Below are 22,770 nucleotides of genomic sequence, written 5' to 3' on the forward strand. Positions count from 1 at the left end.
CATGACCACGAAACCGACCGCCACAGCCGCGAGCGACCCGGACGCCCCAATAGACCACGATGTCGCGGTCGTCGGCGGCGGCGCTGCCGGACTCGCGGCCGCCGTCTTCACCGCACGCTACGGGCTCGACACGACGGTGTTCGACGGCGGCAAGGCGGCGATCACGCAGTGTGCCCACGTCGAGAACTACCTCGGGTTCCCGGGCGGCGTCAGCCCGGAGCGATTCCTCGAACTGGGTCGCGCGCAGGCGAGCCACGAGGGAGCGACGGTCCGCAACGAGCGTGTCACGGCCGTTCGCCCGTACGAGGCGGGGTTCGTCGTCGAGACGGTCGACGGCGAGCACGTCGCCGGGCGGGTCGTCGTCGCGGCCGCGTACGACGGCGACGTCTTCGCGCCGGTCGCCGAGGCGTTCGACGGGGCCACGTCTGACGCCGACGACGGTGACGACCGCGACGGCGGCGACAACGAGGGCAATGCGGACGAGGGCGGCGACGACGACAGCGACGACGAACACGACATATTCGTCCCGAGCGACGCGGGTCGGACCGAGCTCGACGGGCTGTACGTCGCCGGCTGGATGAGCGACGAAACCGCCCACCAGATCGGGATCAACGCCGGGCACGGGGCTCGCGTTGGCCTGGCGCTCGCACGCGACGACATGAGCGAGCGCTACTGGCCCGCGGTCGGCGAGCGCTACGTCGACTGGGTCGTCCACGAGGAGCGGTACGGCGGCGACGGCTGGGACGAGCACGTCGACGAGTGGTTCGACCGCGAGATGCTCCCGGCCGATGGCGACCTCGATCAGGGAACGATCGACGCTGCCCGCGAGGACTTGAAGGCGGAGTTCCTCGGTCGGGGGATCGACGCGGACGAACGGGACCGCCGGGAGCGCGAGGGCCAACGGATGCTCCTCGACCACGTCGACAACGACCTGATCCGCGAGCGCGCGAGCGAACTCAAAGCGAGTGGGAGTGTAGGGGAGACTGAGAGCGTCCGGTAGGAGCGCTATCTGTTTCCCGTCGATCGCGGCCGTTTACACCGGTACATTTTTGTATTTTTAGGTTGACCTAAAATTGTATGCCGAAAGATGACGCGGCACATGAGGCACCGACGCGGCGAGACTACATGAAGTACGGCGGGGCTGTGGTTGGCGGCGGGTTGCTCGCTGGCTGTGCGGGGCAGTCTGATTCCGGATCGACGCCGACTGAGACGGATAGTGGCGAGACAGAGACGGACACATCGACAGAAGAGAGTGAACCCGAGGACACGAGCTACTCGGTCACAATGGAACCAGTCGGTGAGGTGACCTTCGAGTCCGTTCCCGAGGAAATAATCGGTCACGGAGCTTCCACTGAGGCTGCTATCACCCTTGGACATGGCGACGCGGTTGTGAATACGGTCAGTGAAGGTGGCGGCTTATATACCGGATTCCTGAACCGTCTTCCTGATGTTTCGTTCCCAGATATCGACAATATGAGTGGGGTCCGAAACGAAGGGGCACTCAACAAGGAGCAAGTTTACGAGGTCGATCCGGATCTGATCGGGATCGATCCGAACTGGCTGCTCACGTGGGCCTCCGCGGAGCCCTCCGACATCGAGGAGATCACCGGGAACGTCGCGCCGTTCTTTGGGAACTTCAGCCGCGAGAAGCGGGCCGACGACTGGGCTAACTGGCCGAACGGGGAGTACGCCTACTATAGCATCTACGACCTCATGGAAAAGTGGGGGGAGATGTTCCAAGAGCCGGAGCGAGCCCGAGCACTGAACGAGATGGGCCAGTCGTTCTACGAACAGCTTCAGTCGGAGCTCCCGCCTGTTGACGAACGACCGACGGTCGGACTTCCCAATTCATTCGGGATCGGACTTGACCTGGATATCGTTTTGTACAGCCTACAGACGGAAATCGACATAGCGAGCGGAAAGAAGCAGTACCAAGATATCGGCGTCACGGACGCCTTCGAGGGCTTCTACGACGGGAAGGCCCGGGCGACTGTAGATTACGAGGCGATGCTCGAGTACGACCCCGATGTCCTCCTGCTTCACTTCGCTATCACCGGTCCGGAGACGTACCGCAAGGCGGTCGAAAAGCTACAAAATGACCCGGTTGCCAGCCAACTGAGCGCCGTTCAGAACGACCGGGTCTATCCGGGCAGCTTCATCAACCACGGTCCGGTCAGCTACATGTTCCAAACGGAGATGGCAGCCAAGCAGGTGTACCCGGACATCTTCGGCGAGTTCCCCGGACTCGGCGAGCCCGTTCCTGAAAGCGAACAGCTGTTCGACCGCCAGCGCGTCGCGAACATCATCAACGGCGATATTTAACCCATGAGCACCGTTCCATCGGACGTGGTCGTCGTCGGTGGCGGCGTCGCCGGCCTCTCGGCGGCGACGTTCACCTCGCGACACGGCCTCAACACACAGGTCGTCGACGCTGGGGAGTCAATCCTCCGACGCAACGCCCACTTAGAGAACTTTCCTGGGTTCCCGACCGGCGTCAACGCTCGGCAGCTGCTCGACCTACTCGGCGAACAGGCCGAGGAGGCGGGCGCGACGCGCCGTGAGGCGACCGTCACGGGGGTTACGCGAACTGACGACGGGTTCGCGGTCGAAACTGCGGCCGGCGACCGCTACCGCACCGAGTACGTCGTCGCGGCGACGAAGAACGAGGTCGGCTACCTCGACGGCGTCGACGGCGTCGGGGTCATCGAACGCGGGAAGGCGTTCGTCGACGTCGATGAGCGCGGCCGAACGGGCGTCGAGGGGCTGTACGCGGCGGGCCGCCTCGCCGAGAAGCCGCATCAGGCGATCGTCTGTGCCGGCCACGGCGCGGAGGTCGGTGTGACGATACTTGAAGACGATGACCGGCCGTTCTACCACGACTGGGTCACCCCCGAGGGGTACTTCACCGACCGCGGCCGGGACCTCCCGCCCGGGTGTGAGGAGATCGACGCCGAGGAACGACGAGCGAGGGAAGACGCCTCGCTGGACGTGATGCGCGAGCGCTTCGCCGAGCCGCACCCCGACGAACAGGAGACGCATCCGAGTCTCGAAGAGTAACGACCCATGACAGAACAGACACCGTTCCCGACGCCGGCCGAACGACGAGCGGGTAGCAACCTACCCGTCGGTATCGGTAGTTTAGTCGCGGCGGGAGGGAACGGTGCTCGAAACCGCCCGGCCGACCTCCAGCCGTCCGAGTCAGCAGTACGAGAAACCCCTCCATGATCGGCACAACACTCACCGAAATCCGAGACCACATCGAGTCACTAGCTAGCGACGACGGCGAGTACTACCTCGTCTGTGCGCGATACGGCGACCGTCCTGTCCCCGCGTCGGACCTCCGCTTTGACACGCGGGCGACGGCGAGAGCGGCCGCACAAGCGACTACACAGTACCGGCAGGCGCTCCGGCGGTACGACCCGCAGCTTCCGTACTACGACATCGTCGTGTGTCAGGCTGTGGACGTCCAGACTCGGTGTGCGCGTATCGAGGCGCACCGTGACTCGCAGTCGACGTATCCAGCAGCACTCGCCGAGCCGGTCGTAAACCGTTCGTCGGCGGTCGCCCGCGACCTCGTCGAGTTCTGTCACCGCGTCGCCGCGGCGGTGTTTGAGACGCTCTCCGACCACGGGTACGACGCCGTCGAATCCGCGATCATGGACGCGTACTTCGCACACGCAGAAGAGCTTGCTGACCCCGACGGGTTGTGTATCCGACTCCTAGAGAGCATGGCGGTCGAACTTGCTGATCGCCTTGATCCGTCTGACCAGGTCGCCTTTCTCTCGGCAGCAGCAGAACGACTGGAACACGGGCCGGGAGACGCGACCGACTCCCCGACGCGGTCCTCAGAAGCACAGTCCGTCAACGAATCGCTGTCTGCGCTTCAGGATATCGGTCTCTTTCGGCGGAGCGCCCAGACGATCGATACCGAGACGATGGGCGGACAGATTACAGAACTCGTTGTCGAGTTCTCCGGATACGTACTCCGGCCCCATGACGGGCGACTCCCGGTGCTTCCGATCGCGCTTACCGTCCACAGATGTGCGGAGGCGTGGGTTCCGACTCGAATGAACGCCTCCGACGACGGCCAACATATTGCGTTCCGGGCTGTCGAAGACACGGAGACGTTGGATCGCCCTGACCAGGTTTTCGCTCCGGAGGTGTGCTGAGATGCCGATCGAGACGCACATCGACAGTGCGCTGACGCGCGTCGAGCGGGAGCAGACGCACTTCGACGCGGAGCGTCGGGCCTACGAGCGCTTCCAATCGGAAGTCGCGTCGCTGTCGCCACAACCGGCAACGGCAACGTCGGCGAGCCCGTCAGCCGCTGGAGGGGCCCTCTCTGTCGCAGGCGGATCACAGCATGACGCGGCGACGACTGACGCCGATCGCGTCCGTGAACTGTTCACCGAGACCGTTCGTCCCCACAGCGTTGCCGACCTCGATACCGAGGAACCGGTACTCGAAACGATTCGCGAAGAGCTCGGTGACTCTCTCGCGTTCGTCCTCGCACCAGAAACGGATGCCGACGTAACCCCACAGGTTCAAAACGCGATCTGTTCGAAGGCCCAACAGCGACTCCAAGAAATCACTGCGATGAGTAGTGCGCTCAATCGCGAGACTGAGTCGCTCCAAGCGGCTGCTCGCGACTGCCAGAGCGTCACCAAGTGGGTGGAAGATCACAATCAGACCTCGCTTCTCGGGTTGGGATTCTCCGAGCTTCAGCAACGCCACGAACAGCTATCGGCCCACCGAGAACGGTGTGAGGAGCGACTTCTCGCCCGGCAGGAGACGATTCATTCGACAACGAGTCGGGATGCACAAGTCGGTCTCGAACATCGTTCGCTCCTGACGTTTCTCTATCAGGAGTTCCCAGTTTCGTACCCTATCCTGTCAACGGTAACGCGTCTCGACGCGCTGTTGGCGGACTGTCAGCGATCTGTTCGCGATCATCTGACACAGAGGGTATGACAGATGGGTAAACCACCTCAGTCTCAACGTGCTCAGGCCTGGGCGTGGCTGTACGTCCAGCTGTTTGGAACCCCCGAAGATGGCGACGACGATTTTAAACAGGCTCGCGAAATGGCACAACAGACGACTGAAGAGACCGCTGATAAGGAATTCAAATGACCGCAGAATCAGACTACCTGCTCGCCTTGTTCATTGCGGAACAGCAGTCATCTCCACCCATATCGTCGGGGCAGGTTGCAACGGCACTTGACCGCTCACAGGCCGCGACGACAGAGATGTTCCAGCGACTTGAGACGGAGGGACTCGTCGAATATGAATCGTACGAGGGAGCAAAATTGACAGCTTCGGGCCGTGAGCAGGCGGAAGCGTTACACGAGACATATGTGACACTCTCGTGGTTTTTCCGCTCGGTGCTAGACCTCGATACACACGAACGCGAGGCGATGCAAATGGCCGGACTGGTTAGTCCGGAAGTCGCTGAGCGACTCGCAGAGACGCTCGTTCCGACTGATGAAGGTCCGAACGGGGGCACGACGTTTTCTGGTGACGAGGTCGGTGAATCGTAGATCATGAGTGCGTCCGGATCCGAACTGTTTTATTTTAGGCCTACCTAAATATTTGTATGTCAATTGGGAGGCAGCCGGAAACGGGGCAAGCTGTCGAGTCGGCTTCCGAAAGCAGGCCCGAACTTTCTGTCTGTGAGAGCGCTCCCGGCAAAGCGGTGTTCATTGAATGCGAGAACACTGACGGCTGGATCGCGATTGACGAGCCCGTCGAGGTGACCCAGTAGATGTCCGACATCGACGACGAGCAATCGACGATTCGGTCGGGACGGAACTTCGAGGAGGAGTATCGGCTGGACGCGAGCGAGGCGGGCGAGTTCCTGATCGCGCTCGGCGAACAGCTCCGTGACGACGACGAACTGACGATCGTCGGCGACGACTGGGAACTGCCCTTCGCGTTTGGGGAGCCGGTCGAACTGGAAGTCGAGTACGAGGGCGTCGACGAGCCGGAACTCGAAATCGAATTTGAACTCCCGGGGCGAACCGACGAGAGTGGCCCCGAAATCAAGTAGCTTACTGCGTCGCCGACTCGAACACGACCGTGTCGTCTTCGAGGTAGTGCTCGATGTGGTGAGTGTGCTCTTCGGGGGTTTCGGGCTGTTCGCGAAGCATCTCGACGATCGCGCCTTCGATGTTCCAGTGCTGTTTGTGGAGCTGGTGGTAGAGGGCGTACGCGTTCGCGAGATCCTCGATTCGACGTGGATCAGTAGATATAGAGACGACCTCACTGAATTGTTCATCGCGAAAAGACAGTAGAATGGTTTCTGACGCAATAGTGATCTCCGTCGTTCTCGCGGCGTTTGGACTGCTCTTTTTCCGACAGATTCGCGTCTATCCGCTCACTCGGTCGATCACTGCTGCAACTGGGGCGGTCGTTGTCGTCGCGCTCGGAGCCATTTCTCCCGAAGAAGCACTCCGTAGCATCGACAGCGAAACGATCCTGTTACTATTCGGAATGCTCGCACACGTCGAGGCGCTCTCAAGAAGCGGATTCTATCCGTGGGCCGCCGCGCAACTGGTCAGACGGACGGGGACGGTTCGGCGGCTGGTGATCGGGACACTCTGGCTGGCCGCCATCTTGAGCGCACTCGCGCTCAACGACGCCATCGTGCTGTTGATGACGCCAGTATTGATACAGGCGGTTCGAGACGCTGAGGTCAATGCTACTGGGCCGCTCGTCGCGGTCATCCTCGGGGCGAATATCGGAAGCGTCGCGACGCCGCTCGGCAACCCACAGAACGCGTACATTCTCAGTCAGAGCGGCCTCACGACGCTCGAATTCGTGAGTGTGCTCGGCCCGATCGCCGGCGTCTCTCTCGTCGTCACGACGGCGATGCTCGCAGTACAGCACAACGGCACGCCGATCAAATCGACCGTTTCAGTCCCCGATATCGACCGTCAGTGGGCGATCTCAAGCGGCACGTTTCTGATCGGTACGTTCGTCCTGATGGCTGCGCTTCCGACGGTACCAGCGGGGATTATCGCCGCAGGGATGGGGATCTGTCACCTCGCATGGCTCCAACTGTTTCGTCGACTTCCCGGTGAAGAAGTCCTCGCAGAGATGGACTGGGGGATCCTTGTGTTGTTCGTCGGACTGTTCGTACTCGTAGGAAGCGTCGGTGACACCGTCCTGGTCGAAACGCTCCGGCAGGTCGGGAGCGGACTTGGCCTAGCTGGTGTGACGTTCGTCCTGTCGAACCTCGTCAGCAACGTGCCCGCCGTCGTGTTGCTGTCGACAGCCGTATCCGATCCCACTGGGTGGTATCTTCTGGCAGCGGTCAGCACGCTCGCGGGAAATGCGACGCCGATTGCGAGCGCGGCGACGCTGATCGTCCTCGATCAGGCGAGTCGACGGGGAGTTGATCTCTCCGTCGTCCATCTCATTCGTGTTGGACTTCCGGTCGCTATCGTGACGAGTGTGCTCGCGACAGTAATCCTGTTAGTCTGATAGAGTCAGTTTGTTGTGAAGTAGCGTTTTCGGTACTGTGATACGTTCTTTTGGCTCTATTGAAATCCTATTCTTCAGACATATTTGACTGAAATGACTGGTCACTAAACAGTGCGAATTGACCGGACTGAACTCTGGCGATTCGAGATACCGTTCCGAACACCGTGGAAGAGACGAGTCGCACATGTACACTACCACGTACTAATCCACCGTCTTGACGCCAGTAATCGCAAATCGTGCGCCTCCCGAGATACTCTCCGTAACCTGTATCTCCCAATCGTGGCCGGTAACAATCTGCTGGACGATATTCAACCCAAATCCCGTCCCGTCCGGGTTCGTCGTGAACCCGGTCTCAAAAACACGATCACGCTCTTCGGGTGGAATTCCAGGTCCATCATCGGCGACTGAGAAGCCGTCCGACTGTGTTTCGACGGTTACCTCTACGTCTGCCCCGGCGTGTTCGATAGCATTTCGGAATAAGTTCTCAAACAACTCCCGTAATCGGGACTCATCCGCGAGTATCTGCGCATCGGAGCCTGCCAACCGCAAGTCGGCGTCGATCGTTGCGACTGAGTCCCAGGCTTTCGTCACGGTGTCGAACAACGACACTGGGTCTGTCTCCCCGACCGGTGTGTTCGTCCGTGCGAGCTGTAACAGCTCAGACACCAGCGAATCCATCCGTTCAAGCGCGTTGTCAACGAGAGTTATCTCATCACGGTCGATGTCTGCCTGTAGCATATCGACATAGCCCTGAGCGACGTTGAGTGGATTCCGAAGGTCGTGTGAGACGAGCCCGGCGAAATTCTCCAGACGTTCGTTCTGTTGTTGAATTTCACGCTCCTGCGCCTTGCGTTCAGTAATGTCTTTGATCGTCCCGAAGTGGTACGACGCCCCGTCAATCGTTCGCTGCGTCGTGACCGTCGCCACGGGCACGCGGCTCCCACTGTACTCATGGACAGTCTCCGCCTGCCGTGTGTCACCATCAGCGAACGAGTCCCAGTACGCGTCGAACGTGTCGGGGTCGATCTCGGGTGCGACCTCCCAAATCGCTACTCCGACCAGATCGGCCGGCGTGACTGAGAACAGCTCAGCGTAAGAGTCGTTCACGTAGATATACCGACCGTCTTGTCCGTATATCCCGACGCCGACGCCGACTGCCTCGACCATCTGCTGGAAAAACTCGGAGGAGAGATTATCCGGTTTCGAGTCGCCATCGCTCATATGCCGCATTCTCTGTCGGCTGGTTACTTACTCTTTGGTAGGTCCGCACCGACCGATGGGCGCTTTACCTGTATTGACCGAAGCCACTCCAGGTCGTATCACCTGCTAAATATTTTAACAGACCACCATCCTAACTCTACTGATAGCTCAAAAAGGATTAGAAACGGTCGTCATCAATTCGACGAAACAGATCTTGTAGCTTGGCCGGTAACTCTGTTGGATGTACCCGATTGCCAGCCCGCATATCTTCGGCATACGCTTCGATTGACTCTGGATTATCAACCCACTCAAGGAAATCGCTTTTGCGGTCTTCGTATTCACGTCTAGCGGTGATGAGTCGCTCGTGGCTTTCTGTCACTCCAAGATGGCGCATCCGCTGTCGAAAGTAGTGGCCCAACGCTGTGAGAGTCCACACACGGCGGACGGAGTCATCTCGGTATGCTTGGTCAGGAACAATGAGCCTGAGATGGACGGCTTCGTCTCGACGATCATTCAGATACCCACGGCTGACATCCAGTAAATCGTCGATCTCGTCGAATCGGTACCCCTCATCATCAAGAAGAGAGATCAACTCAACTGCACCCTTCTTTTCAAAAAATCTTGATAGTTCATCGTAATCCACATCCTCTAGATTGGGCGCTGTATCCCGGATATCATCTGGCATTACATACTTCTCAGTGATGCAGCACTATTCACCTTGTACATTAGTTCAAATTGTACTAGCATTTAGAATATACCTACATATTCTATGTACTACCGTTTGAGACGAACAGTGGTATACAAATTTTGTATTTAACTCTCTGTATCGAAGGTTATTCCAGAAACTTCGGAAACGACACGCCAGCAGTTATGTTCAAAATGAATCTACTATCGATACTAATGTCCTCACTCAACTGGGCTGTTGACAGCTCATTTTTGTCTATCGGCGGTGAGAGCCGATGAGCAATGAGAGCAGTCGAGTTCAAACTGGACTGACAAAGCAAGTTGATGATGTCCTTACCGCGGATACCGACTGGATCACACTTGCGAACGAACTTGACGTGGGTCGCTATACGCGACGAGATGGACACCCTGAGTGGAGTTCGTCGCTTCCGTTTCGGCCAATGTTTCTGGCGTATCTGTGGGCAACTGTCGAGCGTGAGTCACTGTCAGGAATCCCAGATCGCCTCTCTGACCGACCGGAACTCGCCCGCGCATTTGGGTTTGAGATGGACGAACTCCCCTCAGAAAGTAGCTGTAAACGGCTCTGGTGAATCGCCAGAAGGCGTTTGATTTCACGGTTTCACGGCTCGCTTGATGTTGTAGACCGCACACATCAGAACGATCTCACGAAATTCGCGGTACCACGCTCGGGCACGCACCGCGTGGCCGAGCGTCCGCTTGATCGTTGAGAAGACGGCCTCAGACATCGCTCTCTGGCCGTATAGAGACTCGTCGATTCGCGCGTTATGCGCGCAATCGACGGGTCGGAACTCACGGTGCTTGATCAGCGGTCTCACGTCTTCTTCGCGCAATTTTTCGCGTAATCGCTGCCAATCGTAGCCTTTGTCGGCGGCGAGGCTGGCAATCTCGCCCGCGTTGCGGAGGGCGAGTTGCCAGCCGATCTGCGTGTCGTGGCGTTTCTCGGTCGTACAGTGAACGTCGAGCACAGCTTGCGTTTTTGTATCGACGAGAGCGGTCGTTTTCAGCGTTTGAACGCGATAATTCGTCCGACGACAGTAGTGCTTGCTGGCGGTTTCACGGTCGAAGAACGTCGCGTCCATCGCGGCGTGATCGGCGGTATCGTGCAACTGCGCCGAGAGGCGCAGCAGCACTCGCCAGATCTCCATCTCTAACCTATCAAACGCCTTGACTAGCGTCGAGTGATGCGGAAGATCGCCCGCTTCGAGGCCGATCTCGGCCACTATTTGTGGCATTTCGCTCAGGAGATCGAGGGTGTCGCGGTAGGATTTCTCTAGGTAAATCCGGAGACAGTGGAGCGAAACGACGGCGTAGTCGGCGAAGCCCCCACCCCCTTCGGGGGCGGCGGCTTCGCCTCGGCCACCAACAGCATTTTTAGCTAACGTGACCGCCTTGCTCGTGAAGCGGGAGATCTTCGACATAGGCATCGCCGATTTCCCGCTTCACTTCCTTTGATTTGACGGCCTATCCTGCCGCCTTACAGCGATTCACCAGAGCCCTGTAAACCAGTCCGGCTTGAAAGCCGATTCGGAACGTTACAGACGGTCGTCGAATCAGGTGCTGAAGAGATCCGCTCGCTCGCGGCTGAACGGGGCGCACCGATCGGGAATGATCTTCTCAAAACAGCGGACGGCGAGGACGGACAGTCGCTGTCAAATCGAACCGTCCAACGCTTGCTACGAAAGAAGGGCCACGAGGTGCTTGATGAGTTGAAGTCAGTAGCCATCCCCTCAATCTCACTCCCTCGGCCGAATGACGCGATCTACGACGACGATGAGTTACTCGTCTTAGAAGCAATCGCGTCGATCAAACAGAAGGCAGCACACGATTCGGGCCAGAAGCTGGGCGACATGAAAAATCCAGATCCCGATATTGATGACCCGTTCTACGAGGACGGCCCATCTGGTGAGACGCTGTTGGAAGCGCTCAAACAGATGTCCATTGAGGAGATCGCGACTGTGCTGAATTTCGCTCTCCGGAAAACCTACACACGCGCGAAGCCCCGAATTAGAGAGCTCGAACACGGGAACGGCTCACGGTTTGGGACTCGTGCGAAAGTCGCGCTAGATATGACGTACGTTGCTTACTATGGTGATCGTGACGAGATGGAATGGGTCCAAGGCGCACCAGAGGGAAAGGAGTACAGTTGGTGTCACAAGTTTGCGACGGTCGTGATCGTCGGCGAGAACACTCATTACGTCGTTGGGGTGTGTCCGCTCGGGAGTACGGATTACGCTGCGACAGATGCCTATCCCGGTAAGGATAGTTCCTACTACGTCGGGGATGTTGCACGGCGACTTCTCTCGATCGCCGAAGACTATGTTGACATCAGAATGGTGTATGCCGATCGGGAATTCCACGCTGTAGATGTCCTTCAGACGCTTATTAACAAGCGGTTGGATTACGTAATCCCTGCCAAAAAAAATCAACATCGGATTGGACCGATGTATGACCAGTTTGACCAACTCAAGCGGGGATATCACGAATCGAACGACACCCCGCTGTATGTCAAGGAGGATTTTGTCATGCACGGTACAGTGAAGGACGGCGTCTCAAACCACGCAGCACATACGAACGTCGTCGTGTTACCCCCCGCAGAAGATGATGACGTCCATGAAGAGGGATCGCCACAGCCCTTCATTACGAGTCTTGACGCGAGTGACGAGGTCGCATTAGACCGGCGCTGGACGAAACAGCAGATCGAACAGTACAGTGACCGCGGAGCGATCGAGAACTCATACTCGTCGATCAAGAACGCAGCAGCGTGGGCTACCTCGAAGGAGTTCGGAGTCCGGTGGTTCCATTTCGCCTTCGGGTGTGTGATCTACAATATGTGGCTGCTGGTCGATTTCCTCACCCAAGAGCGCATTGGAGTCATCAAAACCCGGAAGAAGCCACGGATAACGCTCAGCCGGTTTCTTGATTGGCTGGACAGGGAGCTGATCACACTCATGTAGAGTTCGGTCTGGGTTAGCCCTTCGAGAGAGGCATCACTGGTAGCTGGGGTATATTTCACTAGATATGTTTAGATATTGTATTAATTCTGCTTGTTTGATGATTGTTAAAGAGTAATTGCGGCTGTTTCTATCGGGTATTGGCCCGAATAGCGTCGATCCCGTGAACGTTTTCAACGCCATTCGCAACTCCACTCTCTAGAATTACTATAGCGACATACAATTTATAATAACCGGAATGCCTATCTAAGGACATCTACCGTCCGATATAGCCATTTGAGCCTAATACACAGTTGGTTATGATTACACTGGTAATCACGACCACTTTGAAGTACCCCGCCGCCGTCGGTGAAGCACGAATGCTGGAACCGCCTCACGACGACGCTTTCCCCGGGTAGAGCCGTCAAGAGTGGGTTTCCATATTGCTCTTGATCCAGTTGCTGTGGGTCGGCGGAATGGTGGGGGATTCCGATCCGATATAGAACGAACCACCTCAACCTATATTAAGATAAAGTGTGTACTGTAGCGTATGACCGAAGACGAAGCGAACTCAGAGAGCCTGATGGACCGTCAAACCACGGGTGAAGATCGCGTCCGCATGGTCGCCCGGCAGCTGTCGGAGCCGCGGACGGCAAACTGGATCGCATCTGAAGCGGAGTGGTCACACGAACCCACCAAGCGCGTCCTCAGACGGCTCGTCGACGACGGCATCCTCCACCGTGACGAGAGCGGCACTCACACCACGTACTATCCCGATTACCGGCGACAAGCGATGCAGGAGGCGATGCGGCTGCGGGACAGCGGCCACACTGTCGAGGAGCTTACGGACCGGCTTGGGGAGATGAAGGCACAAATCCGTGACTGGGAGGACGAATTCGACGTTGAGTCACCGAACCAACTTCGCGGCACACTCGCCGACGAAACGCTTGACAGCGACGAAGAAGCCCGTCGACGTGAGATTGCTCGTGACTGGGAGCACCTCCAACGGCGCATCAAAATCGTCGGGTTCGCTATCCGCGAGTGGGACTTCCTCGCTCCGACGTCAGAGCCCTCCGAGGCCAGTAGCTAACGGATGTCGGTCCCGCATCCCGGTGGTGACCCGAACGCGAATCTCTACGCCCAGCTGAAGCGGGACGTCCTTGACCGCGTGCCTCAGATCACAGCCGTTGAGTACGTTCCTGACGATATTGAGGCCAAGCAACTGCGAGCAATTTTCGATCCGGCTCGTCTTGACCCGCCAACCGGTCCTAACTCACCGGAACTGACCATCAAATGGTACCGACAGGATCCCCACGATTGGTTTCGTATCAACTACACTGACCCGAACACGGGCTTTCATGCTGGCTGGCACCAGGACGAGGATCATCCTGACCTCGGACGGACCCATTTCCAGTGCTCAGTCGAGGATGAAGAGGACCGCTGGGGAATCACGTTCGAACACGAGACTCCGTCCCTGATTCTCTGGGAGATCGTCGAAGATCTCCTCGAGGAGGTTCGCACCAACCACCAATCCGGGAACGAGGACTCATGACCTCCGAGAAGACGTCTGTGGAAGGTACCGAGCGGTCGCTCGCGAGTTCGTTCGAGCGGTACCTCCAGGACAAGGGGAAAGGTCGCGGTGGCGACGGCGGGAACTACCGACGCAACGCGGCACGCGAGCTTGAGCGGTTTGCCGAGTGGGCCGCCGGCGATCGCGGCCGTGACGATTGGCCCGGGATCGTCCCCGACGATGCCGATCGAGAGCCCACCTTCGGAGACCTCGATGAACGTGTCTTCCGGGAATACGCCAGGCACCTCGCTGGTGACCGTGGACTCAAGCAGAATACCGTACAAACCTATTACCGCTATATCTCTGCGTGGTGTGGCTGGTGCGTCAACGAGGGGTATCTCGAGGCACACTACGCACAGCGGGCCAGTGCGATGGCCCCGCTCCCCGAGGATGACGGCCGCAAGCCCGGCGACCAGCAAGCGTGGACCTCCAAGCAGCGCCACGCATTCACCCGTTATGTCGATCAGCAGGCCCGTAACGCCATCGAAGAGTACACAACGCTTCCAGAGGGCACAGACCCTCTCGACAAGCAGCGGGCCCGTTACGCCGCACTGAAAGCGGCTCGCGACCGCGCACTCGTTTTTGTCCTCGCTTACACGGCTGTCCGGGTTGGTGAACTCCTCCGCGATCCCGACGATCCACGACGTCGCGGTGTCCGTTGGGAGGACCTCTCGCTTGACGACGGAAGTATGGACGTCTACCGGAAGAAGCAGCAATGGGACGCCGCGAGCCTCCCTGAACCGGTGATTTCACCGCTCAAAAGCTACCGTCAGCTCCTCAACCCACCGACCGATCGATGGCCGGTATTCCCTACTTTCGATCAGCGAACGCTTGCCGATCTCATTAATACAGAGTTGTCCAACCGTGGAGAGCAGCCGGCAGCGATCGACGACCGACGAGAGGAGTACGCTCGTGACTTCCTGCTTGCGCTTGAGGCTGACATTCGCCCACCGTCGATCACGACCGATGGTGCCCGGTCGATCCTCCGTCGACTCACTGAGTCAGCGGCGATCGATGTTGACCACCCGAAACACGAGTATCTCGCGCCGCACGGTGGTCGACGTGGAATGGGCGAGGTACTCGTTCGTGCGTTCGGGTATACAGTCGCTGCCCGCTACCTCGACAACTCTGAGGAGATGGTTCGAGAGCGTTATTCACACATCGAAGCCGGCGAGTTGGGTGACATCGCAACGGAAGCGTTGGACGAGATCGACATGGATCTCGAGTAGCGGACTACAAGGGCACGAATCGAACCTCACATCTCCACCAGTTGGAGAACTGACCTCGTTTAGGCGGTTTTAGATGAAAGTAGGCGCTAAGCCCCCTTCCTCGGCGAGCGCCGACCGAACGGGAGGCGCGAGCAGGGAGGAGGATACAGAGCCGCACAGTCCTCATACACAATTCGGTGGCAGGCCCACAGGCCCACGCAATCGCAATTCTTTCGCAGTAGAGTAACATAAATTGACCGAACCCAATGGAGTACGACCTCGACTCGGGAGCGCACTCGACGTACCCCCTACACTACCACCTGATACTCACCACAAAGTATCGGCGTAGGGTGCTAACCGAAGAACGAATCCAATTCATTCACGAGGTCATCAGCGGGTTCACGGACAACTACGGTGTCGAACTGACGAACCTCGATGGCGAGGACGATCACGTACACATCCTGTTCCGAGCGAAACCCACCACGGACCTCGTGAAGTTCATCAACACGGTCAAGGGCGCGACCGCCCGCTGTATCCGCAACGAGTACGCGGACGAACTGAAGACCGAACTGTGGGGCGACTCGTTCTGGAACGACTCTTACTGTCTCATCTCGACGGGGCAGGTATCGCTGGATGTGCTGAAACAGTACGTAGAGGACCAACGCGAGTAACGCCATGTACTACGCCTACAAGTACCGTCTCAAGCCGTCCGACGCCCACCGTGAAGAGTTGGACCGTCACCGTGACATTTGTAGGCAACTCTACAACCACACGCTCTACCGCCTCAACGAGTACCAAGACGAACACGGCGAACTGCCGTCCATGACCACCCTGCGGTCGGAACTGCCCGATCTCAAGAAGTGGTGGGACGGCCTCTCGGACGTGTACTCGAAGGTTCTCCAAACCGTTGTGGAACACCTGTTCGACAACCTCAAAGGACTCTCAACGCTCAAAAAGAACGGCTACGGCGTCGGTCAACTCAAGTGGAAGCCGCCACGGGAGTTCCGTAGTTTCACGTACAGTCAGTCTGGCTTCAAGCTCGACAAGAAGGGCGGTCAGACTGTCCTGTCGCTCTCGAAACTTGCGGACATACCGATTCGGCTCCACCGCACCATCCCCGACGAGGCTACTGTGAAACAGGTCACGGTCAAGAAGGAACCGACGGGCGAGTGGTTTGCCACGTTCGGCGTCCAAATAGACCGTGAACCACCCGAACCGCCTGAGAACCCTGAGAAGTGCGTCGGCATCGACGTTGGGATTCTCAAGTACGCCCACGACACCGACGGCACGGCGGTCGGGTCGCTCGACCTCTCAGAGGAACGTGACCGCTTGGAGCGCGAGCAACAGAAGCTCTCGCGCAAACAGCACGGGTCGAACAACTACGAGAAGCAACGGCGTCGAGTCGCGGAGTGTCACGCCGACCTCCGGCGGAAGCACCGCGACTTCTTACACAAGCTCTCGGCGTACTACGCTCGGGAATACGACCTCGTGGCAGTCGAAGACCTGAACGTGAAGGGGATGATGGAAAGTCCGTCGAACAGCCGCAACACGGCGTCTGCCGCGTGGCGAACGTTCCTCTCGCTGCTCGAATACAAGTGCGAGCGTGAAGGGACGCACTTCGTCGCGGTCAACCCGAGAGGGACGACCAAGGAGTGCGCGTCGTGCGGCGTTTCGACCGACAAGCCGTTGTGGGTCCGTGAACACTCCTGTCCCGCCTGCGGGTTTGAGGCGGACAGGGACGCGAACGCGGCGTGGAACATCCTTTCTCGCGGTCTACAAGATTTAGGAGTGGGATACTCCGAATCAACGCCTGTGGAGACTGCGCTCCCTGTGGATACGCCTGTATCTGCAAAGCGCGTCGTGGAAACAGGAAGCCCTATCCTCAAGGAGCGAACGGCTGACACCGTGAGCGAGTAGGGTAGGGTAGTTCACATGAACTCGGAGTTCTGGGACCCGTTCGTGATATGGACCTCAAACGGCTGGGTACTGACATTGTCTTGTTCGACGAGGTGCCAGTACGTCTCAGCCATCTCGTCAGGATCAAGGAACGTCTCGCCGTCTCGATCCGGCAACCGTTCACGGACTGCCTCTGAGTCAATCTGCCCGTCGATGACGACGTGAGCGACATGAACCCCCTCAGGTCCATATTCTTGCGCGATATCCATTGCCATCCCGCGAGCTGCGAACTTTGCGGCGGTGAAGCCAATCGAACCGCCGAGACTCCGCACAGCAGAGGTCGCACCGGTGAAGATGACTGTCCCACCGTCTGTGTCGAGCATGTCGCCAACGGCTTCCTGTGAGCAGACGAACGCGCCACGTCCGTTGACAGCCCAGGCCTCTTCGAACTCTTCAACACTTGTGTCCATCAGTCCAGTCCAGGAGGCGGCACTCGCGTGGTTGACGAGGATATCAACCGGACCAAATGCGTCTCGAACGGTGTCGAACCCCGCCTCAATCGATTCGACATCGGTGAGATCAGTCGTGACTGCTAGACCCTCCCCGGACTCTGGGAGGTCATCTGCGAGTTCCTCGATGTAATCCGTTGATCGCGCGAATAACGCAACTTGACAGCCCTCAGCTGCGAATCGCCGTGCCAACGACTCACCGAGACCAGGGCCTACGCCCGCAATTACTGCTGTTCGACTCATACGGTCCTCTTCACATTCGAACAACAAAAACTAGCCCGACTGTGAGGGGTTCTGAGCGTGGTTACCGGTTCCGTTCACTTGGCCTACATCCAACTGTTCTCGCTGTCCCACTGTCGTTTCTCACACGAGTTCGTGACGCTCTTTCCGGACTCGTCGTGGCGGTGTTGAACGCCGGTACCGCGGTCATCGCGTTTTTGTCGTTCACTCCCAATGAATTGATATGGCGACGCCAGGTGAATTCGGTGAGTTTGGTGGTCGACACGTTCCAGAGCCGCTTGAAGAACCACTGGACGAATTAGCAGCGGCGTACGAAGCTGCGATTTCCGATCCGGAATTCATGGCTGAGTTCCGCGATCTGCTCGAACATTTCGCGGGCCGCCCAACACCGATATTCCACGCAGAGACTCTGAGTGAACGGTACGACGCCGACATTTACCTCAAACATGAGGACCTGCTTCACGGGGGTGCCCATAAGCTCAACAACACGCTTGGCCAGGGACTGTTAGCCAAGCGAGCAGGGAAAGATCGTCTCATCGCTGAAACCGGTGCCGGTCAACACGGGACGGCGACGGCGATGGTAGGGGCGCTGCTGGATTTGGACACGACCGTCTACATGGGTCGACACGACATGCAGCGGCAGGAGATGAACGTGTTCCGAATGCGGTTGATGGGTGCCGATGTTGAGCCGGTCGACCGCGGTAATGAGGGCCTCGCCGAAGCAGTTGATGCCGCACTCGAGGATTTCGCTGAGAACGTTGACTCCACACACTACCTTGTTGGGAGTGTAGTCGGGCCGGATCCGTTCCCACGGATGGTGCGCGAGTTCCAATCTGTTATCGGAAAAGAAGCACGCGAACAAATCCAAGAGCTCCATGGTGACCTTCCCGATGCCTGCGTCGCCTGTGTCGGCGGTGGCTCAAATTCGATCGGGCTTTGGCACGCGTTCAAAGACGATGATGTCGCCTTCTATGGCGCTGAGCCAGGTGGCAAAGATGCGGAGAACCACTCCGCCCCACTCTCCCGCACGGCGCAGGATGAGCCACAGATCTTCCAAGGCATGAAGACGAAGACGATCGGCGAGGATACCCGCAACCACTCAATCTCAGCTGGCCTTGACTATCCGGCTATCGGGCCAGAGCATGCCGCGCTTCAGGAGATGGGGCGTGCTGAGTATCACGCTGTCTCCGACGAGGAAGCGTTAGCTGCCTTCCGTGAGCTGAGTGAAGCTGAGGGTATCATCCCAGCACTGGAACCGGCTCACGCGCTCGCACTCGCCGCAAAGCTCGCTGAAGCGGACCGCCACGACACCATCTTAGTCAATCTGTGTGGTCGTGGGGACAAGGACATGCAGACGGCTGCTGAACACTTCGATCTCAGCGACTAATCTCCGAGGGCTCCAGATCAACAGTCACCCGGATTGACTCGGTCACAGCCGTCTTTCGTAGTGGACAAGTTCGTACTCCCCAGCTGTGGATCGTTCCACTTCTTCGTATCCCTGATCAGGATAAAACGAAAGTGCCGCTGACTGCCTTGTTGATGTCGTTGCCAGTATGGATTCGAACCCAGCAGCCGTCGCTCTGCGCTCTAACTCTGCGATAAGTTTTCGACCAAATCCTTGCCGCTGGTATGGTGGTGCGACACGCATCCGATGGAGTTCAGCCGCACCGGATCGATCGCGCTCGTCAGCGTGGCCAGCATCATTGGGCATGAATCCACCCATTGCGACGACCCTTCCGTCATGCGTTGTGAGAGCATCCAGTGCGCTTGTCTCAGCCGTTTTTGCTGTTTCACCCTCCTCGTAGCCATTTTCCGGTGCTGACTCAGCAATACCGACGAGAAACGCTCCTCCTGGGTCGATATATGTTGTCTGGATTGCTCGGAGATCGTCGGTTCCTGGGACGTCACTCGGATCGACGCCAGTTTCTCGCATTGCCCATTGATGGAGCTCCCAAACCGCGTCATCATCCGATGGCTCGTACGAACGGAATCTCAACGTCTCTGATCCCACGTTCTTACCGAATGTCGGTCTGGTTCACACATACAGATGTCGGTACATACCCAGCGCAGCGTGCCGTACAGCACCACTACCACACTCGAAGAAACCCAACCCCATGACGACTGACTGTTGAGTTACGATTCCCCGTTCCGATACTCGAGTGACTGCTGGTTCAGTTTGTCGACGAGTGGCTCTCCCTCCTCAAGTAGCTGCTCAGCGGTCTCAATTGCCTCTCGGAGTTCGGACGCCGAGAGATGTTCATATGCCGGCCGACCTGCCATGTGGTCATACCAGATATCGTCGAACACGTCGTCGAGAATGACTCTGGCGAAACAGTGATCCTCACGGATCGGCCAACTCTGCTGCTGAGCTGCCTGTGGTAACGCTGCCATCACCAAGTGTTGGTATCGTTGACGGAGTTCAGATAGATCAGCACCACCGAGGGTTCGCTGGCCCATATCAGTGACTAGGCCGCGAGAGATTTGTACCTGTCTCAGTCAGCGCTGCGGAGAGTCTGTGATCGCGTCATTGACGACCCCGTAATGTCTACGCTGTCCTCCGATCGGGATCCGGGAGTTCCTCGGCAACAGCCACATCGTGTCCGGCGACGTACCCATTTAGCTTGGCAGCGATCGGTGACTTACATGGGGCAATTCGTTGATCGACCGCACGGACTTCGACCGCTGCGAGGGACGGCGAGCGTGCGCTCGGCTCGACTCCTCGGCCCACGACGACTCATCCACGGTCGGCTCTCACGACGACTGGCTGGCGCTTGATGGGTCGCTGGCGCTCGCGGTCACGCTTTCACTACGCTCGCTCGAACCCTCTGATCAAGACAATCTGATCCGCGGTCCACACGTCCACCCCACGCACGGATACTTGGTGTAGATTACAATCTAAAAATAACTGCGGGATCGACGACGGATCGATGGTGGGGGAGAGGCGCTCAACACTCTCCGACTCAACTCTCACTCAACACTTCACACTCCACACTCCACGGCTCGCTCTCACTCCGGATCGCTGCTCACTGCTGAGGGGTCGGCGAGCGCGACGCGCTCGACGTTGCGGATCAACTCGCGGTCGACGGTGCGCTGTCACGGTGCGCTCACTCGCGGTCGATGGCGGCGACGATCACTCGCGACGGTCCACGTCACGACGCGCACAACGACGCGAGCAACGCGACGATCGACGGTGGGCTATCGCGACGGAATCACTCGCGGTCAACACGACTCGATCGGCACTCGTTGTGCGTCGTCGACGGCGTCGATCCCTCGTAGCGGGGCGCACCCCACGTGCGGAAAGTTGTAGAAGCGAATACACTGAAGGAATACGGTGCGTCACTCGGTCGACGCGGTCAACGACGCACTGATCGCTACTGTGGTCGCGTCGATCGCGGTGCTGTTCACGAGCGGTCTGCGTTGCTGTTGCTGTCACGAGCTGGTCTACTGACTGCGCGATCGACTCCTGCTGTGCTGTCTGTTGACGGCGGCGACTTGTCGCTCTCACTCGGGGTTCAACTGTGCGCTGCGCGCTCGTCTATCCTCGGTGTCGAGGTTATCGATCCTCTCACTTGGCGTCCGAGATCGTGGCGTCATTGCGACGGTCCACGTTGTTCTTTTCTCTGCGTTCTGATATACTTCGATAACTCGTCTTCTGGTGTCGACGGCGACGATCACGGTGCTGTTTCAAGCGCGATCAGCGCACTCTCTCATGTCGGGCTTCGCGTCGTCGTCTCCACGGTCCACGGTCGCACCTCGTGGTGGATCGATTCTCATGTCGGGGCGAGGGACCCCTCCTACTTCTCCTTCTCCCCTTGTTGGAGGGGGGTATCGCCCCTATTAGTGCGGGAAGGGTGGGGGTGCCTCATATTATGGGGGGTATTGTCCCCTTAATTTTGAGTACCAGCTATTAGGCCCTGTTTCTGGTATTTGAATACCTGATATTCTCTATTAAGACCAGATATTCTCCCCGTGAAAAGCTGGCTTTCGGATGGGTGGTTAATATTACTACCCCATTATGGGGCTTAATATCTAGTAGTATGTATTATGGGCTTGGTATAGAGGTAGATTATAGGGTATTCGCTATTGAGGCTCTGATATTCTCATATAATATACTGGGGCATAACTACTAAGGGGCTATCTATTCTGATGAATTGTAGGGAGAATAAGAATACATGACCACGCTTAGGGAGTACGGACTGAAGCCTGCTGACGTAGAGTTTTTGTTAACTGTCCAAGATATAGAGAATAGCCCTCAAGATTATGATAATACGGAACCGGGTGAAACACCTGCGAACGTGACTGTCATCCGTGAGGAAACCAGCCTCTCGAAATCGCAGGTCGCGTACCGATCTCGGGATGGCGAGAGCGGGCGGGGGTTCGCCACAGACGACATGGGGCTCCTCCGGGTTCACCCACCGACTGTGGAGTCGGGACAGTTTGGTCCACGGAGTGTGGAGCTGACTGATCAGGGGCGACGAGTAGCCTCCGAGGTTCGGGCGGAGCGGTCGGACTCGATGGACTCGGATGGAGCCGTAGCGGAAGCAGAAATTGATGAGTTAGAGCGGCAGGTTTCTGAGTTACAAGAAGATATTGAAAAAATCTCGGAGACCTTAGAGAAGATCGACCGCTCACAGATGGGCGCTATCGACTCAGACATGGCGGATCGTCTCACCGCTGCGCTTCGCTTCTTCCCCCGCCACCAGTTCATACTAAGCGAGGTCATGGGGATCGACATGGACGCCCTCTCGGACGCTGGTGATCTTGACTCGGTCGACAAAGACGAGCTTCGACAGGAAGTGCTTGAGACACTTTCGGCAGCGAGCGATGGTGGGGGTAGTGGGGACTCAGCGGGGGGCGGTTCCGCCTCACTCGCTGACGAGTGAGTCCCACCAAACTGACGTTCTCCGGCCCAGTTCTACCCGGTGATCTGTGTGCGTTTTTCGCGGCGATTTCTACTCAAAATCACGCCACCTCTGTTCGTTGATTACCGCCTGAAAATTACTCTTGGCTGATGGTGGTCGACGACGGTG

General features: G+C 58.1%; 23 protein-coding genes. 16 read left to right on the forward strand and 7 right to left on the reverse strand.

Annotated features, from left to right (window positions below; genetic code table 11):
- The first annotated feature begins 1 nt into the window (after window position 1).
- The 7 genes from QOL69_RS06190 (at window position 2) to QOL69_RS06220 (ending at window position 6,046) form a co-directional block, all read left to right on the forward strand.
- Entirely contained in the window at window positions 2-1,000 is a 999-nt protein-coding gene (locus QOL69_RS06190) for an FAD-dependent oxidoreductase (RefSeq protein WP_283402464.1), read from the forward strand.
- 77 nt (window positions 1,001-1,077) lie between these two features.
- On the forward strand, window positions 1,078-2,322 hold the full coding sequence (locus QOL69_RS06195; RefSeq protein ID WP_283402465.1) for an ABC transporter substrate-binding protein: 1,245 nt from the start codon (window positions 1,078-1,080) through the stop codon (window positions 2,320-2,322).
- Between the two features lie 3 nt (window positions 2,323-2,325).
- Window positions 2,326-3,057: an NAD(P)/FAD-dependent oxidoreductase gene (locus tag QOL69_RS06200; protein WP_283402466.1), complete on the forward strand. Its 732-nt coding sequence runs from the start codon at window positions 2,326-2,328 to the stop codon at window positions 3,055-3,057.
- A 164-nt stretch (window positions 3,058-3,221) separates the two neighbouring features.
- Complete coding sequence (locus QOL69_RS06205) at window positions 3,222-4,169, forward strand: DUF7551 domain-containing protein (RefSeq protein WP_283402467.1); 948 nt, start codon at window positions 3,222-3,224, stop codon at window positions 4,167-4,169.
- Between the two features lies 1 nt (window position 4,170).
- Window positions 4,171-4,971, forward strand: coding sequence for a DUF7260 family protein (locus QOL69_RS06210; RefSeq protein ID WP_283402468.1), 801 nt, complete (start codon window positions 4,171-4,173; stop codon window positions 4,969-4,971).
- A 155-nt stretch (window positions 4,972-5,126) separates the two neighbouring features.
- Entirely contained in the window at window positions 5,127-5,537 is a 411-nt protein-coding gene (locus tag QOL69_RS06215; RefSeq protein WP_283402469.1) for a metal-dependent transcriptional regulator, read from the forward strand.
- 224 nt (window positions 5,538-5,761) lie between these two features.
- Window positions 5,762-6,046 carry an amphi-Trp domain-containing protein gene (locus QOL69_RS06220; protein ID WP_283402470.1) on the forward strand — a complete coding sequence of 95 codons (285 nt, stop codon included), beginning with the start codon at window positions 5,762-5,764 and terminating at the stop codon, window positions 6,044-6,046.
- 1 nt (window position 6,047) lies between these two features.
- Here the strand turns inward: QOL69_RS06220 and QOL69_RS06225 are convergent, their stop codons facing one another.
- Window positions 6,048-6,314, reverse strand: coding sequence for a hypothetical protein (locus QOL69_RS06225; protein ID WP_283404215.1), 267 nt, complete (start codon window positions 6,312-6,314; stop codon window positions 6,048-6,050).
- Here QOL69_RS06225 and QOL69_RS06230 point away from each other — a divergent pair.
- Entirely contained in the window at window positions 6,292-7,482 is a 1,191-nt protein-coding gene (locus tag QOL69_RS06230; protein WP_283402471.1) for an ArsB/NhaD family transporter, read from the forward strand. The two genes, QOL69_RS06225 and QOL69_RS06230, sit on opposite strands and share 23 nt — an antisense overlap.
- Window positions 7,483-7,683: 201 nt before the next feature.
- Here the strand turns inward: QOL69_RS06230 and QOL69_RS06235 are convergent, their stop codons facing one another.
- From QOL69_RS06235 to QOL69_RS06245, 3 genes are all read right to left on the reverse strand, one after another.
- Entirely contained in the window at window positions 7,684-8,703 is a 1,020-nt protein-coding gene (locus tag QOL69_RS06235; protein WP_283402472.1) for a two-component system sensor histidine kinase NtrB, read from the reverse strand.
- A 157-nt stretch (window positions 8,704-8,860) separates the two neighbouring features.
- Window positions 8,861-9,367 (reverse strand): hypothetical protein, encoded by a 507-nt coding sequence (locus tag QOL69_RS06240; protein WP_283402473.1) that lies wholly within the window; start codon window positions 9,365-9,367, stop codon window positions 8,861-8,863.
- A 610-nt stretch (window positions 9,368-9,977) separates the two neighbouring features.
- Window positions 9,978-10,805 (reverse strand): IS5 family transposase, encoded by an 828-nt coding sequence (locus QOL69_RS06245; RefSeq protein WP_283402474.1) that lies wholly within the window; start codon window positions 10,803-10,805, stop codon window positions 9,978-9,980.
- A gap of 276 nt (window positions 10,806-11,081) precedes the next feature.
- Here QOL69_RS06245 and QOL69_RS06250 point away from each other — a divergent pair, with 276 nt between their 5' ends.
- From QOL69_RS06250 to QOL69_RS06275, 6 genes are all read left to right on the forward strand, one after another.
- Window positions 11,082-12,341, forward strand: a complete 1,260-nt coding sequence (locus tag QOL69_RS06250) for a transposase (RefSeq protein WP_283402475.1) — start codon at window positions 11,082-11,084, stop codon at window positions 12,339-12,341.
- A 526-nt stretch (window positions 12,342-12,867) separates the two neighbouring features.
- Window positions 12,868-13,407 carry a DUF7342 family protein gene (locus QOL69_RS06255; protein ID WP_283402476.1) on the forward strand — a complete coding sequence of 180 codons (540 nt, stop codon included), beginning with the start codon at window positions 12,868-12,870 and terminating at the stop codon, window positions 13,405-13,407.
- Window positions 13,408-13,410: 3 nt separating this feature from the next.
- A complete protein-coding gene (locus tag QOL69_RS06260) occupies window positions 13,411-13,869 on the forward strand; it encodes a hypothetical protein (protein WP_283402477.1) in 459 nt (152 codons plus the stop codon).
- Window positions 13,866-15,116, forward strand: a complete 1,251-nt coding sequence (locus QOL69_RS06265; protein ID WP_283402478.1) for a tyrosine-type recombinase/integrase — start codon at window positions 13,866-13,868, stop codon at window positions 15,114-15,116. The genes QOL69_RS06260 and QOL69_RS06265 overlap by 4 nt, the downstream gene beginning before the upstream one ends.
- A gap of 245 nt (window positions 15,117-15,361) precedes the next feature.
- A complete protein-coding gene (tnpA, locus tag QOL69_RS06270; protein ID WP_283402479.1) occupies window positions 15,362-15,766 on the forward strand; it encodes an IS200/IS605 family transposase in 405 nt (134 codons plus the stop codon).
- Between the two features lie 4 nt (window positions 15,767-15,770).
- On the forward strand, window positions 15,771-17,012 hold the full coding sequence (locus tag QOL69_RS06275; RefSeq protein WP_283402480.1) for an RNA-guided endonuclease InsQ/TnpB family protein: 1,242 nt from the start codon (window positions 15,771-15,773) through the stop codon (window positions 17,010-17,012).
- A gap of 11 nt (window positions 17,013-17,023) precedes the next feature.
- Here QOL69_RS06275 and QOL69_RS06280 read toward each other — a convergent pair whose 3' ends face one another.
- Window positions 17,024-17,743, reverse strand: a complete 720-nt coding sequence (locus QOL69_RS06280; protein WP_283402481.1) for an SDR family NAD(P)-dependent oxidoreductase — start codon at window positions 17,741-17,743, stop codon at window positions 17,024-17,026.
- Window positions 17,744-17,963: 220 nt separating this feature from the next.
- On the opposite strand from QOL69_RS06280, the gene trpB reads away from it, so the two are divergent.
- Window positions 17,964-19,127: a tryptophan synthase subunit beta gene (trpB, locus tag QOL69_RS06285; RefSeq protein ID WP_283402482.1), complete on the forward strand. Its 1,164-nt coding sequence runs from the start codon at window positions 17,964-17,966 to the stop codon at window positions 19,125-19,127.
- A gap of 42 nt (window positions 19,128-19,169) precedes the next feature.
- On the opposite strand, the gene QOL69_RS06290 is transcribed toward trpB, so the two are convergent.
- Together QOL69_RS06290 and QOL69_RS06295 are read right to left on the reverse strand one after the other, a co-directional pair.
- Window positions 19,170-19,751, reverse strand: a complete 582-nt coding sequence (locus QOL69_RS06290; protein ID WP_283402483.1) for a GNAT family N-acetyltransferase — start codon at window positions 19,749-19,751, stop codon at window positions 19,170-19,172.
- A 122-nt stretch (window positions 19,752-19,873) separates the two neighbouring features.
- Window positions 19,874-20,197 (reverse strand): hypothetical protein, encoded by a 324-nt coding sequence (locus QOL69_RS06295; RefSeq protein ID WP_283402484.1) that lies wholly within the window; start codon window positions 20,195-20,197, stop codon window positions 19,874-19,876.
- Window positions 20,198-21,912: 1,715 nt separating this feature from the next.
- Between QOL69_RS06295 and QOL69_RS06300 the strand changes: the two genes are divergently transcribed.
- Entirely contained in the window at window positions 21,913-22,623 is a 711-nt protein-coding gene (locus QOL69_RS06300) for a helix-turn-helix domain-containing protein (RefSeq protein WP_283402485.1), read from the forward strand.
- Window positions 22,624-22,770: the final 147 nt, after the last annotated feature.

The organism is Halorubrum sp. DM2 (genome assembly GCF_901686465.1).
GTDB lineage: Archaea > Halobacteriota > Halobacteria > Halobacteriales > Haloferacaceae > Halorubrum.